This is a genomic window from Flavobacterium caeni, from assembly GCF_900101895.1.
GTDB classification, from domain to species: Bacteria; Bacteroidota; Bacteroidia; order Flavobacteriales; family Flavobacteriaceae; genus Flavobacterium; species Flavobacterium caeni.
The window spans coordinates 1-13,366 of sequence record NZ_FMVF01000026.1; the positions used below are offsets into that span (position 1 = coordinate 1).

13 protein-coding genes and 1 pseudogene are annotated in these 13,366 nt (G+C 34.9%); all 14 read right to left on the bottom strand.

Features of this window, described 5'->3' with window-relative positions; all coding sequences use genetic code 11:
- Window positions 1-247 precede the first annotated feature (247 nt).
- Complete coding sequence (locus BLP55_RS15510) at window positions 248-640, bottom strand: c-type cytochrome (RefSeq protein ID WP_091146875.1); 393 nt, start codon at window positions 638-640, stop codon at window positions 248-250.
- A gap of 165 nt (window positions 641-805) precedes the next feature.
- On the bottom strand, window positions 806-1,033 hold the full coding sequence (locus tag BLP55_RS15515; protein ID WP_091146879.1) for a hypothetical protein: 228 nt from the start codon (window positions 1,031-1,033) through the stop codon (window positions 806-808).
- A gap of 87 nt (window positions 1,034-1,120) precedes the next feature.
- On the bottom strand, window positions 1,121-1,414 hold the full coding sequence (locus BLP55_RS15520; protein WP_091146882.1) for a putative quinol monooxygenase: 294 nt from the start codon (window positions 1,412-1,414) through the stop codon (window positions 1,121-1,123).
- A gap of 100 nt (window positions 1,415-1,514) precedes the next feature.
- Window positions 1,515-2,363, bottom strand: coding sequence for a helix-turn-helix domain-containing protein (locus BLP55_RS15525; RefSeq protein ID WP_091146886.1), 849 nt, complete (start codon window positions 2,361-2,363; stop codon window positions 1,515-1,517).
- A 265-nt stretch (window positions 2,364-2,628) separates the two neighbouring features.
- On the bottom strand, window positions 2,629-2,850 hold the full coding sequence (locus BLP55_RS17305) for a GDCCVxC domain-containing (seleno)protein (protein WP_244503479.1): 222 nt from the start codon (window positions 2,848-2,850) through the stop codon (window positions 2,629-2,631).
- Window positions 2,851-2,901: 51 nt separating this feature from the next.
- Window positions 2,902-3,246 (bottom strand): annotated as a pseudogene (locus BLP55_RS17310) (MerC domain-containing protein); the annotation flags it as partial.
- A gap of 1,299 nt (window positions 3,247-4,545) precedes the next feature.
- On the bottom strand, window positions 4,546-5,100 hold the full coding sequence (locus BLP55_RS15540) for a hypothetical protein (RefSeq protein ID WP_139149744.1): 555 nt from the start codon (window positions 5,098-5,100) through the stop codon (window positions 4,546-4,548).
- 647 nt (window positions 5,101-5,747) lie between these two features.
- Complete coding sequence (locus BLP55_RS15545) at window positions 5,748-6,176, bottom strand: hypothetical protein (RefSeq protein ID WP_170826892.1); 429 nt, start codon at window positions 6,174-6,176, stop codon at window positions 5,748-5,750.
- 218 nt (window positions 6,177-6,394) lie between these two features.
- The gene (locus BLP55_RS15550) at window positions 6,395-7,078 is read right to left on the bottom strand and encodes a hypothetical protein (RefSeq protein WP_139149745.1); all 684 of its coding nucleotides are present in this window, start codon (window positions 7,076-7,078) and stop codon (window positions 6,395-6,397) included.
- A 164-nt stretch (window positions 7,079-7,242) separates the two neighbouring features.
- Window positions 7,243-8,265 (bottom strand): AbiH family protein, encoded by a 1,023-nt coding sequence (locus BLP55_RS15555; protein ID WP_091146908.1) that lies wholly within the window; start codon window positions 8,263-8,265, stop codon window positions 7,243-7,245.
- 258 nt (window positions 8,266-8,523) lie between these two features.
- Entirely contained in the window at window positions 8,524-9,072 is a 549-nt protein-coding gene (locus BLP55_RS15560) for a hypothetical protein (RefSeq protein WP_091146923.1), read from the bottom strand.
- A gap of 165 nt (window positions 9,073-9,237) precedes the next feature.
- Window positions 9,238-9,726 (bottom strand): hypothetical protein, encoded by a 489-nt coding sequence (locus tag BLP55_RS15565; protein WP_091146911.1) that lies wholly within the window; start codon window positions 9,724-9,726, stop codon window positions 9,238-9,240.
- A gap of 163 nt (window positions 9,727-9,889) precedes the next feature.
- Window positions 9,890-10,642 (bottom strand): T9SS type A sorting domain-containing protein, encoded by a 753-nt coding sequence (locus BLP55_RS15570; protein ID WP_139149747.1) that lies wholly within the window; start codon window positions 10,640-10,642, stop codon window positions 9,890-9,892.
- A gap of 793 nt (window positions 10,643-11,435) precedes the next feature.
- On the bottom strand, window positions 11,436-12,647 hold the full coding sequence (locus tag BLP55_RS15580) for a dioxygenase family protein (RefSeq protein WP_091146920.1): 1,212 nt from the start codon (window positions 12,645-12,647) through the stop codon (window positions 11,436-11,438).
- Between the last annotated feature and the right edge of the window lie 719 nt (window positions 12,648-13,366).

Genomic DNA, 13,366 nt, shown 5'->3' on the forward strand with positions numbered 1-13,366 from the left:
AAAAGAGAAAATAGATTATAGAAAATAGGGAAGGAGTAAATTCTTAAGATCCTTTTCGAATCATGATAGTTGACGGATGCTGTGGTATGTGGAAGCCAGGGCGCGAGCATAACGTTAGGCCGCTTCACGCCGTTGCGGATCAAAGCGGACTGAGTTCTCTCTGCCGAAGATAATCTTTCTTCGTGAAATAGAGATTTCCGGTGACGAAAATCTCCGCAATGGCTTGAAACGGCGGTTATGCGGGCTTTTACTGTTTTAAATAATATATAATACTTTTTATCTCTGTCCTGCTCAATTTAAAATTATGATTCATCGCAGAATTAGGAAAATATTCTTTTTTAATTGCAATCGCTTCTTTATTGCTGGCTTTAACTAAACTATCTTGATTAGTTACAAAAGCTCTTAAAAATTCAAAATCATATTTATCGTTTACAATTGCATAAAGTAATATATTGTCTTTTGCGCTCTTCGAAGCATGACATTTAATACAATTGTCTTCGTAGTATTTTTTACCAATGTTTGTAAGGAAAACACTTTTGTCAATATTTTCAAGCTTCCGTTCACGTTCATCAATGACTTTTTCGCTCTTGACACAAGAGCAAAATAGAAATATTAATATTGAAAAAACGTGAATTTTCATTGTTTAGTTTCTGAAGCCTCGCATAACGTTTCGCGCAGTTACGCAGGAGCGGAAAAGCGGACTGAGTACTCTCTGCCAAGATAAGACTTTCTTCGTGAAAAACGAACGTTCAACTTACCGAAATCCAGCTCTTGCTTAACTGCGCTGTTGTGTGCTGGGCTTTTGTCAGCCCAAAGTTTCAGCAATGTCAATACAGATAAAGCCTGCCATTTTTAAAATGTCTGTTAGCATTTCAGGGTGATTGTCATCTTCTAAGTGTTCAACTATTAAAATTTTGTCAGGGAGAATGAAGTTAAAAGAAAATTTGCAGTCTGTGAATGGTTGAAGCATTTGAATTATGGCTTTTGCTTCGTCTTGTTTAGTTACCGATGTTTTGAATTTTGAAAAAATCATTGTGGAGGTTTTAAAAAGAACTGACTGCCGTAAATTCGCAAGACGATTTTATGGCAGCCAGCCTAACATTAAATGTTTAATAACCCCTTATTTCGCTGCCAAAATATCTATTGGCTCAATTTTGGGTGCTGCAGCAAGTAACTCGGCAGCGTTTTCCATTAACGCCTTTGCAATCTTACCACCAAGATGTGCTTCTCTACCTTCTTCATCTGAAAAAGTGTCAAAAATGCCAAATGTAGTAGCGTCAATACGGAACGCATACCACGTAATAGTACCCGCTTCTTCATTAGCAAGTGGCAATGCACTTGTAATAAACTCTTCAACACTTTTTTCTTTTCCTGCTTTTGCTTCTAGTCGAACTAATAATCCTAATTTTTTCATGTCTTTTTATTTTTTAATTAAACCAATTTTGGTTTAACAAATTTAGCTCATCTAAGCTTGTGAGGCTTTTTTATTCTGTTCAAAAACTTATGAAAAAAGGTCAAACTGTGTTAGTCTGTTTTGGGCTGTAGCCGAATTCATTTTTAAAGGCAGTACTAAAATTTGATAGGCTATCGTAGCCAAACTCCATATAAATTTCGGAAGGAGTTACTTTGTTGTTAAGCAGCAATTCTCTTGCTTTGTTCAATCGTTTTTGTTGAAACCATTTGCCCGGAGATTCTTGATAAATGGAGATGAATTTCCTTTTAAAGGTGGATGCACTCATATTGCATAGAAACGCTACATCTTCAATGTTTAAATTAGTGTACAGGTTTTTTTCAATGACTTTTTTAAACGATAATTCTCGTTCGCTGGTTAATAAAGAATTTAGATAAGCAAAAAAAGGTTGTCCATATTTATTAGCTAAGTAAAGCATAATTTCTTCAAACTTTAGTTCCAGTATTTTTTGTGAAATTGTCTTGTGTAAACCAAAGCTATGTTTGAGAGAATTGATGCAGTGAACAATGAAATTGTCTTTTTCTATAAGGAAATAAGGAGCAATTATTGTTGGTTTATTTTGATTGAATTGAGGCGAGTGTTTCAATAAAAAATCGCTGATGTTTTTTTGAGAAAAGAAAAAAAGCAAGCAACGATAACTGCTTGTCCCAACAAGCTCTGTCATTAAAAAATTACCTGATGAAATAAGCAGAGATTGTGTGTCATTTATAGAAACGATGTCGTTAGAAAAGTGAATATCCTTTTGTCCCTCTAACAAAAAACTAATGACATTTTTGTTTAGGTTAATTTTGTTTTTGGAAGCATTTTTATACACTTCGTAATTAGCAATTTGCAATTCTGACGAATTAAGGTTGCCCTCAAATAAATTTTCGGGAAGATTGATAATATCCATAATGTTCTGTCTTAAGTAAAATATTCTGCAAGTTTCAAAAATCCTTTCTAAATTAATTGAAGTATTTTTATTCTATCTGTTTCAAGTTGCGCTATGGTATGATGTCGGGTAGCCTTGCACACAACGTTTCGCCTATTTGCGCAGGAGCGGAAATAGGAGCAGAGTTTTCTCTGCTAAGATAAAACTTTCTTGGTTTGAAAAATGTTTCAACTTACTAAAAACCAGCTCTTGCGTAAATAGGCTGTTAGCGGTAGGACTATTGTTTTTATTTACAACAATCCGAACCAACTTGAATTGGCGGACATTTTACAGTTCCATAGCTACAATAAACACAACAATCTCCTTCCAACGGGCGTAATCTTGTTTTACAATTTTCGCATTCATAAAAAAATACGCATGCATTTGTCGGCATCATTTCAGTTTTCTTATGGTTACAATTAGGACAAGTAATTGTGGATTCTAATTCTACGTTCTTTCCTTCGTATATTACACATGTATCACAGTTTCCATGTAATTTGTTTCGATAATAGTTAATACCTGTCGCGATGAAAAGTCCAAACATTCCGAGATAAATTAAATATGTAGAATTTTCAGATTTGCTGAAATAATATGCGTAAAATATTATCGCTGCGCTTGGAATTGCAATTAACAATGGATACATGCAACGATGTCTACGATATGAAATGTAGAGCCCGCCAACAGAAATTAAAATCATTGCTTGAAAAATCCACATTGTCCAACCTCCAAAAAGTTCGAAACTTCCAAGACCAAACGCTGAAGCGCCAAATGCAAAAAGTGGAAAACAGCATGGAGAAAATATTGCTGTCAAAAAGAGTCCTGCCGTTCCGAGTTTGTCAATGTTATTTTTAAATTCAAATGTCATATGTAATTGGTTTCTTTAAGGTTCCGGTTTCGAAGTCTTACCGCTAACGTTTCGCGCAGTTACGCAGGAGCGTCAGAGCGAACTGAGTTCTCTCTGCCAAGATAAAACTTTCTTCGTGAAAAATGAACGTTCAACTTACCGAAATCTAGCTCTTGCTTAACTGCGCTGTTGGGCGAATTGTTGTTATGCTGTAAGAATTAAAAGCGAAAATACAGTGAATAATAAAATTAAAGCGATAAAAAAGTAAATAAATGTACTAACTCTAATGTCTCTTAATATTTGCAACTTATAAAAAAGTAAACTGTTTAAAATTGAAAATAGAAAGGCAACTCCTAAAATCGCCAAGAAATTGGGTTTATAACCGGTAGTTTTCCCCGAGTTTTGGTAAAGTATGATAATGCCTATTAAACTTGCGAACCATACTAAGATGGATACGATGGATATTATGTTAGATTTTCTAGAATTAGAATCTTTAGTTGGATTTGTCAACAAGTTTAAATTTACCAATATGTCCAAAAATTCTGAAATCATCATGTTCTATGTTATGGTCTTTCCTAAACAGTTCGCCCAACGTTCCCCGCATTTGCGCAGAAGCGGAAATAGGAGCGGAGTTCTCTCTGCTAAAATAAGAATTTCTTGGTTTGTGCGAACGTCCAAATCACTAAAAACCAGCTTTTGCGTAAATGCGGTGTTGCACGGACGGCGCCATTCAAGTTGAATCGATCCAGTTCGGATTTTTTGTTTTTTAAAATGTGTATTCTTGTTTTGGAGAATTTTCCTGGAAGGCTGACAAAGAAATTCCACAAAGTTGCCACAACGAAACTCCACGAAGATTTTCGCCAAAGATTTTCGCCAAAGATTGGCTGGTAAATTAACTCGTTTCCAGCAAGCTCTCTGATTTGGATTTCAGCGCAAAGAAAGTCATATGAAAACCTGACAAAGCTCGGCGACAAAGTTTTTCGGCGCTAAAAGGATATTTCCAAATTCAGCGCAAAGAAAATCATATGTAAATTAATGACAAAGATTGGTCGGCGAAGTTTGATTCAGCACGAAGATTTTCCGGGTTTCCTCGGCGCTGTCGTGCAACGTTTCGCGCATTTGCGTGGTCGCGCCAGAGCGAACCGAGTTCTCTCCGCCGAAGATAAACAAAGTTCAAACCAAAAAAGGCCGCTTCACGCAGTTGCCGATCAAAGCGATCCGAGTTCTCTCTGCCGAAGATAAACAAAGTTCGTGAAAACCAAACATTCAACTTAACAAAATCCCGGCAATTGCTTGAAACGGCGGTTATAAGCCGTTTAATTAGTGAAAGCGAATTGGACTTACAAAAACCTTTTTTTCAAATAACTCCATGTTGACAACTTTATTTAATTGCATTCTTTTATTTTCAACATTCAATGACATGGAAATTTTGATTTTGATATTTCTGAGTTTAATTTTTTTCATTTCGAAATTCCAACTGTAATTAAAATAAGCTTCAATACTGTCGTGAACTATTTTTAAGTGCTCTGGAAGTTTATTGAAAGTTTCTGCTTTTCCATTCTTTTCTTCAACCCAATTGTAAAAGCCATCAGTTGCAGAAACTTCAATAAGTTTCAATTTTTGATTTTCAAAAACTTCAACACTAGCTGAATCGATAATTATAGTTTTGTTTAATTTATTGAAGACAATTTCGACTGATAAAGCCGAATCGTTTGGAGTTGCGGAAAGTTGTATTTTGAAATTGGGATTTTCGAGCAATTCGATATTCTGCTTACCAGTGTTTTCATAAGAATATCTTTTTTCCAAACCTGAAAAGTATAACCATACAACAGATAACAGGATTGCGGAAAATAGTATCACGGATAGTTTCTTCATAAATGGCTTATAACGTTCCCCGCATTTGCGCAGAAGCGGAAATAGGAGCAGAGTTCTCTCTGCTAAAATAAGAATTTCTTGGTTTGTGCTAACGTTCAACTTACTAAAAACCAGCTTTTGCGTAAATGCGGTGTTGCACGATGACGCCTGACAAAGTGAATCGATTCCGTTTTTCTCTAGGCTTTCATTTTAAAATTTCAATTTACCAAGAAATTTGTTCTGTGGCCGACAAAGAAGTTCCCACAACGAAAGTCCGCGAAGATTTTCGGCAAAGAACTTCGTCAAAGATTGGCTGGAAATTTACTCGTTTGCAGCGAACTCTCTGATTTGGATTTCAGCGCAAAGAGAATCATATGGAAACCTGACAAAGCTCGGCGACAAAGTTTTCGGCGCTACAATCATATTTTGAGATTCAACGCAAAGCAAATCATATGAAAAATAACGACAAAGATTGGATAAGGAAGTGGATTCTGCGCAATCATTTCCGGGGGTTCCTCTGCGTTTTCGTGCAACGTTAGGCGCATTTGAGAAGTCGCGGAAATAGGAGCAGAGTTCTCTCTGCTAAGATAAAATTTTCTTGGTTTGAAAAAACGTTCAATAACCAACGAACCAGCGATTTATTAAATGCGCGGTTGGGCGCTTTGCTTTTAGAATTTATATTTTTCGAGTTCGATTGCTTCGTCAAAATAGCTTTTGAATTTTTTTGACAAAGCTTGATCTTTAAATTTCACAATTGTATACGAACTATCCCAAGCAGTAATTTCAAAAATTGAATTCTCAACCTGAAAATTATTGTTTTCCCAAATCAAATCATTTCCTTCAACATAAGGAAAATTTGCTTTATCGAAAATTGGTTTTTCATTTTTATTTACTGCTGAAATTACTCCCCAAATTATTTGAATGTCGGATTCTACAACTTCTTTAAAATTTTCATTTGATGGAAGAAAATAATCTTCTCGAAAATCTAGTGGTAAAGTTTTTCCTTCGTAATCGGCGTAATTTATCACATCCACATCCGATAAAAACCAATTGTAATCTGAAATATCGATCCACTCATTTGAAAGCAGGTTGTTCAAATTCGTATGACATTTCAATTTCTTAGTGTTCTTAATTATCCAATTCATGTAATTACGATAGATTTTCTGGCATTGCGCCCAACGTTTCGCCTGTAACCGCAGTCGCGGATCGAAGCGGACTGAGTTCTCTCTGCCGAAGATAATATTTCTTCGTGAAACAATAACTTCCGGCTACCGAAATCCCTGCGATTGCGGTTACAGGCTGTTACCACTCGTTTTTATTGACATTCGTTCTTTAAAGGTTTCGCTTCATTAAGTTCTGTGAAAAATAAACTAAACTTTTCAGAAGGAATAAATGTGAATTTATCAACTGATGGAATTGCATAGTAATCGGCTAACTCTTTCGAAACTATTTTGAAGCCTAATTCTTCAGCAAATTCAACACAAGCTTTAAAATGACTCACAGAATTTACAGTTGTTATTTCAATTTGATTTTCCGTGTTTAATTTCCCAAACCTATAAAATGTTCCCGCAAGAAATGAAAGTTTTTGGATTTGACTTTTAAATTTATCTTTCTTAAGAATTAAGAAATAATAGGAGTAATCTTTATTTTGAGCCGTATCATGAAAACCATAATCTTCAACGATTTTTCGCGTGTAAAATTTATTGAAGAATTTCGCTAATTCCTTCGAATATATTGAACTTTTATCTATTTCAATTTTAGTTTTAACTTCTTTAAAATTTTCTAAAGAATCAATAAATATTTTTGACAGTTGATTTTCCGAGCAATGGAAAGTAACGATTGGAATTTCAATGTTTGGATAATCATAAGTTGCCATTTTACCATCATAGTCGCCAACCAAACCTATCAAAAAACTTGTTTGATCAATTTGGACATTACTCGTTTGGCCAAAAAATATTTGACAAATAAAAAACATCGATATGATGAAAATGTTCTTCAAAAAATGTGTGGTAACGTTTCGCCTGTAACCGCCGTCGCGGATCAAAGCGAACTGAGTTCTCTCTGCCAAGATAGAACTTTCTTCGTGAAGATGAAAGTTCAAGCTACCGAAATCTCCGCGATGGCGGTTACAGGCTGTTGGCTGTAGTTGTCGAAGCTAAAGCTTTATTCGAGCAGAGATTTTTCTAGTTTAAAAGAAAGCTCTTTTGGCGATAGATTTGAAAACATTTCAGTATTTGTGCGGACATAAATTTTTTCGGCTACTATCTTTTTTTCTTCTTCAGAGAGTTTCGCAGCATTTAAAAATTTTTGTTTCATATCTTCCTCAGCTTCTCCATAAAGATAGGGTAGTCTTTTGTTAAGATTTGCTATATAAGTAAAAATAATAAGTTGACAATGACTAGATGTTACAAGATGTTGTCCAATTTTTTCCCACCAAATGTTATCAGTTTCACCAATAGAAGAACCAAAAATGCAAATAAGATTTGAACCCAATATTCTTTGCTCAAAAATTTCATCAATTGTATGTCCTTGGATTCTATTATTGTTTGACTTGATGAAGAAATTTGTGATTTTTTGATTTTTACAAAATTTCTCATTAAGAATTTGTGATAAATCATTTACGCCAAGTACCATGTTTTCTAGCGTCCCATGAATGTGCATTACTCGGCGTAATTTTATTTCCGCAGAATTGTGGTGATATCCAATCCTAATGTTCACAGGATTAACTTCAAATAAATTTTCAATGGTTGTCGTGTAATTGAAGTTAACAATGTCAATTTCCCATCTATGTTGTGCCCATTTATTTTTAAAACTTGTTATCGCATTTAAATCCTTTTGCCTCAATGAATTTTCCGGAGAACATAAGTAGTTGTAAAACTCTCCATGTTTTAATCCAGTCCAATCTTTACGATTTTCCTGTTTTTGTAAATAGTTACCAAGATTTAGTAATATGTCTTGATAAATATCTCTCAAATCTTGTTCTGATTCAAGCTTATTGGAATATTCGCCAAGTCTTTTTTCAAGATCAGCCCAAGAATATACGCCATTTTTGATATCTGATTTTAAAGCCTGAATAACTGGGTTTTTGCTTTTTCTTCTTTGATAAGTTTTGCAAAAATCAATATAACCCGTTTTCAATCCAAGATTAATATCAAACCCATTTCCAATGATAAATAAAATCTGCATCTCAACATTTATTTTATGTAAAGATAAATGGATAAGGAATTGCTAGATATATGACTTATTAACAACTTTTGAAATGTTATTATCTCTTTCGAGACGATAACGTGATTGGAACAATTACAGCCAACGTTTCGCGCAGTTACGCAGGAGCGTCAGAGCGGACTGAGTTTTCTCTGCCAAGATAGAACATTCTTCGTGAAAAACGAACGTTCAACTTACCGAAATCCAGCTCTTGCTTAACTGCGCTGTTGGCCGTAGTTGTTAGATTTCATTCGTTCTTTTTAACTCCGTTTCTTTCATTTCGTGAATCAATTGTTCAAGTCTCTCCTCTGTAAATCCTAATTTTATTTTGTAATGAGAAAAATATTCTTGAAGGGTATTGTCAATCGATAGCGTTTCATCAATAAAACTTCCAAAATAAGTAAGCATTTCTTTTCTTCCTTGATCAGAATAAAATTTCTGAATTTCTATTTTAAAATATTTGTGAACTAGGTAATTTCTCTTATTCAATACAGTTTTTAATTTATCTAGGTGAGTTTCTGATATACCATAATTTTCTTTTACTTCGTTTAGTAAATTACCCATTGTTTTTTTAGAGTGCTCAATTGCGTCAATAATCTCATTAATTTCTTCTTTTGATTTTGCACGTTGTTTGAAAATTCTATCCATCCATAACATCATGGAAAAGGTTTCCTCTAAACATTGACTGTAATAAATTGCCCCGCCGAAATATGCATATATTAATTTTGCTTTTTCGCCCTCATCTGTAAGTTCTTTGTATTCTTCTAAAGCAGTTTCTCTACGTGTCATTTTGAGTGATTTCTTGTACAATTGCGGCCAACGTTAGGCCGCTAGCCGTCGGTGCGGCAAAGCGGACTGAGTTGTCTCTGCCGAAGATAAAACTTTCTTCGTGAAGACGAAAGCTCAACCCTGAAAAATCCCGCACTGACGGCTAACGGCGGTTGTGCGATGTTGCTACGTGCAGCTAGCTTTTCTTTTATAAAAGTAATCTTTAATAATTTGATTTATATTTTCTCTGTTTGCGTTTTCCCAATACCATTGATGTGTCGAGTATTTTAGATCATCTTGAGCATAATAAAGAGAATAAAAATCATATAGAGAAGATTCGTAATCTAGTTCAATGCACAAATCTTTTAGGTTTTTTAAGACCGACTCATAACTTCGCTTTTCTAATATTGCTTCGTCTAATAAATAGCAGATATAATTTTCGATAACTATTTCGCGATCAGAGTAATCCAATTTAAGTTCATTCAAAGCTCGATCTGCGATTTTTTGCAGTTCAAATTGATTTGTTTGTTCATTTTCTCCTGCGAGGTAAAGCAAATTTTCGGAATCAAATCCTGCCATTAGCATTTCTATTGCCCAATTTATCCAAACATTATTTACATTTCGGTTGAGAATTTTAAATGCTAAAATTTCGGATGTTGACTTTACCGTGTTCATGTTTTAGAGGTTTCTGCAATATCGCACAACGTTAGGCCGCTAAGCGCGGTTGCCGATCAAAGCGGACTGAGTTCTCTCTGCCAAGATAATGTTTCTTCGTGAAACCACAACCTCCGGCTACCGAAATCCCGGCAATCGCGTCTTAGCGGCGGTTAGCAGTGGTTTACTGTTTTATAAACTTATTTGTCTTGCCTTTAATAATGTATGTGTAAACCCCCGAACTTAAACTTACTGTATTTATGATGATATTTTCACCGTTTCCTAAAAATTCTTGCTCATGAACTTTTTTACCGCTTGCATCAAAAATGAAAATCATTTCTTTGCTTCCGTTTAAAATTGGGTTGGTGATATTTATTTTATCAGAAGCGGGATTTGGAAACCCAATTAAATTTTGCTGTGCATACAATTGTTCTTGTAGCAGACTGAGCGTTCCGGTTAAAGAATATATATCAAAATTAAATTCATTAAATGGAACCCTACTTGTGCATAATTTAAATGTATTTTCGTCGCTTTTAAAAATTTTAGCAAAACTTCTTAATGGAAATGTTTGTAAAATAGTTCCTTGTTCATTAATTAAAACTAAATCATTTAGATTCGTATATAAAATTTCAATTAAATCATCATTGTTGAATAGATGATCCGTAATGTAAAGAATGTTTCCAATTTCTTCAGGAAAATTTACCTGCTGTTGCAATTGATGGTTAACATTAAAAATTTCTATCGAATTAGTATTAGTATTTAAAGTATAATATTTAACTCCATTTTGAGTATAGAAGTTTCTAATTAACCCAAATCCACTCGCAGATTGATTTATTTCATTTGAAGTTCCATTTGAAGTGTAGGTATGTTCGAGAGTTGCTTGAGCATTCAATTTTGAAATTGCAAAAATTGCAAGAATAAGTAGATTTTTTTTCATGTTTATAGTATTAAGGTCGTTAAGTTTTCGACATCGTTGTAAATCACTGCTAACGTTTCGCCTGTAACCGTAGTCGCGGATCAAAGCGAACTGAGTTCTCTCTGCCAAGATAAGATTCTGTTCGTGAAATAACAACTTCCGGCTACCGAAATCCCTGCGATTACGGTTACAGGCTGTTGTGTGTCAGTTTTATATTGGAATGCCTTAAATCTAATTGAAATTTGGCGCGCAACCAAGATTGTCGTTATACGGTTGAATATGTTCCCAAAAAGCTTTTCCAGCACTATCTAAATAATCAAGAGAATAATTAAACTTTGTATTATAACCGACTTGATATATGTATTCGGAACAATCGTAAGAATATTTCCTTTTAAAGCAAACAATAGCAAAGTAATGAGTTTTGTAATCAATTACAACATCGTAAAATGTAACTTTTTGGATTGCGTCGCTCGTGTAACTCGAATAAGTTGATCCATAACTTTTGGATTTCACATATTCCATTAGCTCCTCGCAGCTCTGAGAATTTACCTTTACAGATAAAAGCAAAATAAAAATGAGTAAAATTGACTTCATATTTTTATTTGGGTTTAGGTTAGTTTAGATTGTATTTTAGTTCGTTGTTACGACGAACTTCCCGTAAAATTGCACACAACGTGTCGCCGGTAAGCGAATTCGCGATGCCAGCGGACTGAGTTTTCTCTGCCAAGATAAAACATTCTTCGTGAAAACAAAACTTCATTTTACCGAAATCTAGCGTAATTCGCTTACCGGCTGTTATGTGCAGCCCTCCTTATCATTCGTGTTTTGGCTCGTTTAAGTCAAAATAATTTCCTTTTGTTTTGTCAAGTGTTTCTGCAATAAGTTTAAAGTTTTGTTCTGTCGGTTTTAGATTTACATATTTGTCAACTATTGTTCTGTGTCTGTAAATGATAAATGTATTTTCAACACTTGCATTTACTTTATTAAGGTTTGCTTCGCTTTCAGTATCTGCAAATGATGGAACAAAAGTCAAAGCAATTTTTTGAAGCCTTAATTCTTTTCCGATTTTTTCTAATTCTGTTTGGCGTGTCTGCTTATTATAATTTTTTGAATTTCCATAAACAAAGTATGCTTTAAGGTATTTTTCTCTTATTACACTTTCGTTGTCTAATTGTCTAAGCCATTTTTTGATTTCGTCCCAATTTGGATTATCACCAACAAAATATACAATTCCGTGATAGCGTCCATATTTACAAACTGGACAAGTCCTTGTTCCTTTGTCGGGTCCAAAGGCGTGAAATGGCATAAATGAAGGTTGGTCTTCACCAATTTTTAAACCCGATTGAATGTCTGCCTTGTTTTTAGTAGGGTAGTCGGGAATATTCAATCCTAATACAATATTGTGTTCTGCGATTTGAATATTACTGTCTAAAACAATTCTTAGTATTTCTGTTCCTGCTCTGTCAAGTTTGCCATATTTTTTCTTATGGTTTAGATACAATGGGTCATCATCAAAATAAAGGTCAGCATAATATTCGTTAGAGATGTCTGGTTCTTTTACGGATAGGTGAATGTGTTGCGGAATATTATCATTAGGATAAGCAGTAGGTCTACTTGTTTTTATTGTATAGTTTCCACTCTTGTCAATCTTTACCCAACCTCGCAATTTACCGTGTTCCATTGCTTGTTTGGGTGTTTCGGCATTTGATGAATACAAACCGTTATCGTCCGTATGCCAATAATATATGATGACATCAGATGCAGGTGTTTTTCCGTCAAGTTGGAAAACTTTACCTGTCAAAATGAGTTTTTGTTTACCTTCTGTCCAACCTAAACTGATATGCTCGGATAGAATTTGTTTGGGCATTCCAACATACATCAATTCACAACCTTCACAACCACCACCGACACTTTTTTGGGTGGTGGTATTTTGTTGGGTTACTGCATTAGATTTTGTCTGCCCGTTACAACTTGTCAAAAATTGTAGCAGAAATATGAAAAGTAAAAAGTTCATTATTCTGTTCATAATTTATACGCTGTCTGTTTAGGGTTGCACATAACGTGTCGCCTGTAAGCGAATTCGCGGTTCAAGCGGACTGAGTTTTCTCTGCCAAGATAAAACATTCTTCGTGAAAACAAAACGTTCAACTTACCGAAAACCAGCGTAATTCGCTTACAGGCTGTTACATGACGGCGCCAGACAAAGTGAATTGATCCAGCTGGATTTAAAATTTATCGTTAAAAATCTTCTCTTTTCCGAAAAATTTGAATGAAAGGCCGACAAAGAATTCCACAAAGTAACCACAAAAAAACTCCACGAAGATTTTCGGCAAAGAAATTCGCCAAAGATTGGCGGAAAATTAACTCGTTTGCAGCAAACTCTCTGAGTAAGATTTCAGCGCAAAGCGAATCATATGAAAACCCGACACAGCTCGGCGACAAAGTTTTCGGCGCTAAAATTATATTTTCAAATTCAGCGCAAAGAGAATCATATGAAAATTAACGACAAAGATTGGCTGGCAAAGTTTATTCTGAACGACGATTTTCCGGGTTCGCTCGGCGCTGTCATGTAACGTTTCGCGCATTTGCGTGGTCGCGTCAGCGCGAACTGAGTTCTCTCTGCCGAAGATAAACAAAGTTCGTGAAACTAAAACATTCCGGCCACCGAAAACCAGCGATCACGTAAATGCGCTGTTACAAGAACCTTGCGGCAAAGCCTTTGACAAAGAATGTTTTGAACGTTTT

Excerpts from the sequence above, each read along its gene's own strand:
- BLP55_RS15510 (WP_091146875.1), bottom strand. The coding sequence starts at position 640 with ATGAAAATTCACGTTTTTTCAATATTAATATTTCTATTTTGCTCTTGT.
- BLP55_RS15515 (WP_091146879.1), bottom strand. The coding sequence starts at position 1,033 with ATGATTTTTTCAAAATTCAAAACATCGGTAACTAAACAAGACGAAGCA.
- BLP55_RS15520 (WP_091146882.1), bottom strand. The coding sequence starts at position 1,414 with ATGAAAAAATTAGGATTATTAGTTCGACTAGAAGCAAAAGCAGGAAAA.
- BLP55_RS15525 (WP_091146886.1), bottom strand. The coding sequence starts at position 2,363 with ATGGATATTATCAATCTTCCCGAAAATTTATTTGAGGGCAACCTTAAT.
- BLP55_RS15540 (WP_139149744.1), bottom strand. The coding sequence starts at position 5,100 with ATGAAGAAACTATCCGTGATACTATTTTCCGCAATCCTGTTATCTGTT.
- BLP55_RS15555 (WP_091146908.1), bottom strand. The coding sequence starts at position 8,265 with ATGCAGATTTTATTTATCATTGGAAATGGGTTTGATATTAATCTTGGA.
- BLP55_RS15560 (WP_091146923.1), bottom strand. The coding sequence starts at position 9,072 with ATGACACGTAGAGAAACTGCTTTAGAAGAATACAAAGAACTTACAGAT.
- BLP55_RS15565 (WP_091146911.1), bottom strand. The coding sequence starts at position 9,726 with ATGAACACGGTAAAGTCAACATCCGAAATTTTAGCATTTAAAATTCTC.
- BLP55_RS15570 (WP_139149747.1), bottom strand. The coding sequence starts at position 10,642 with ATGAAAAAAAATCTACTTATTCTTGCAATTTTTGCAATTTCAAAATTG.
- BLP55_RS15580 (WP_091146920.1), bottom strand. The coding sequence starts at position 12,647 with ATGAACAGAATAATGAACTTTTTACTTTTCATATTTCTGCTACAATTT.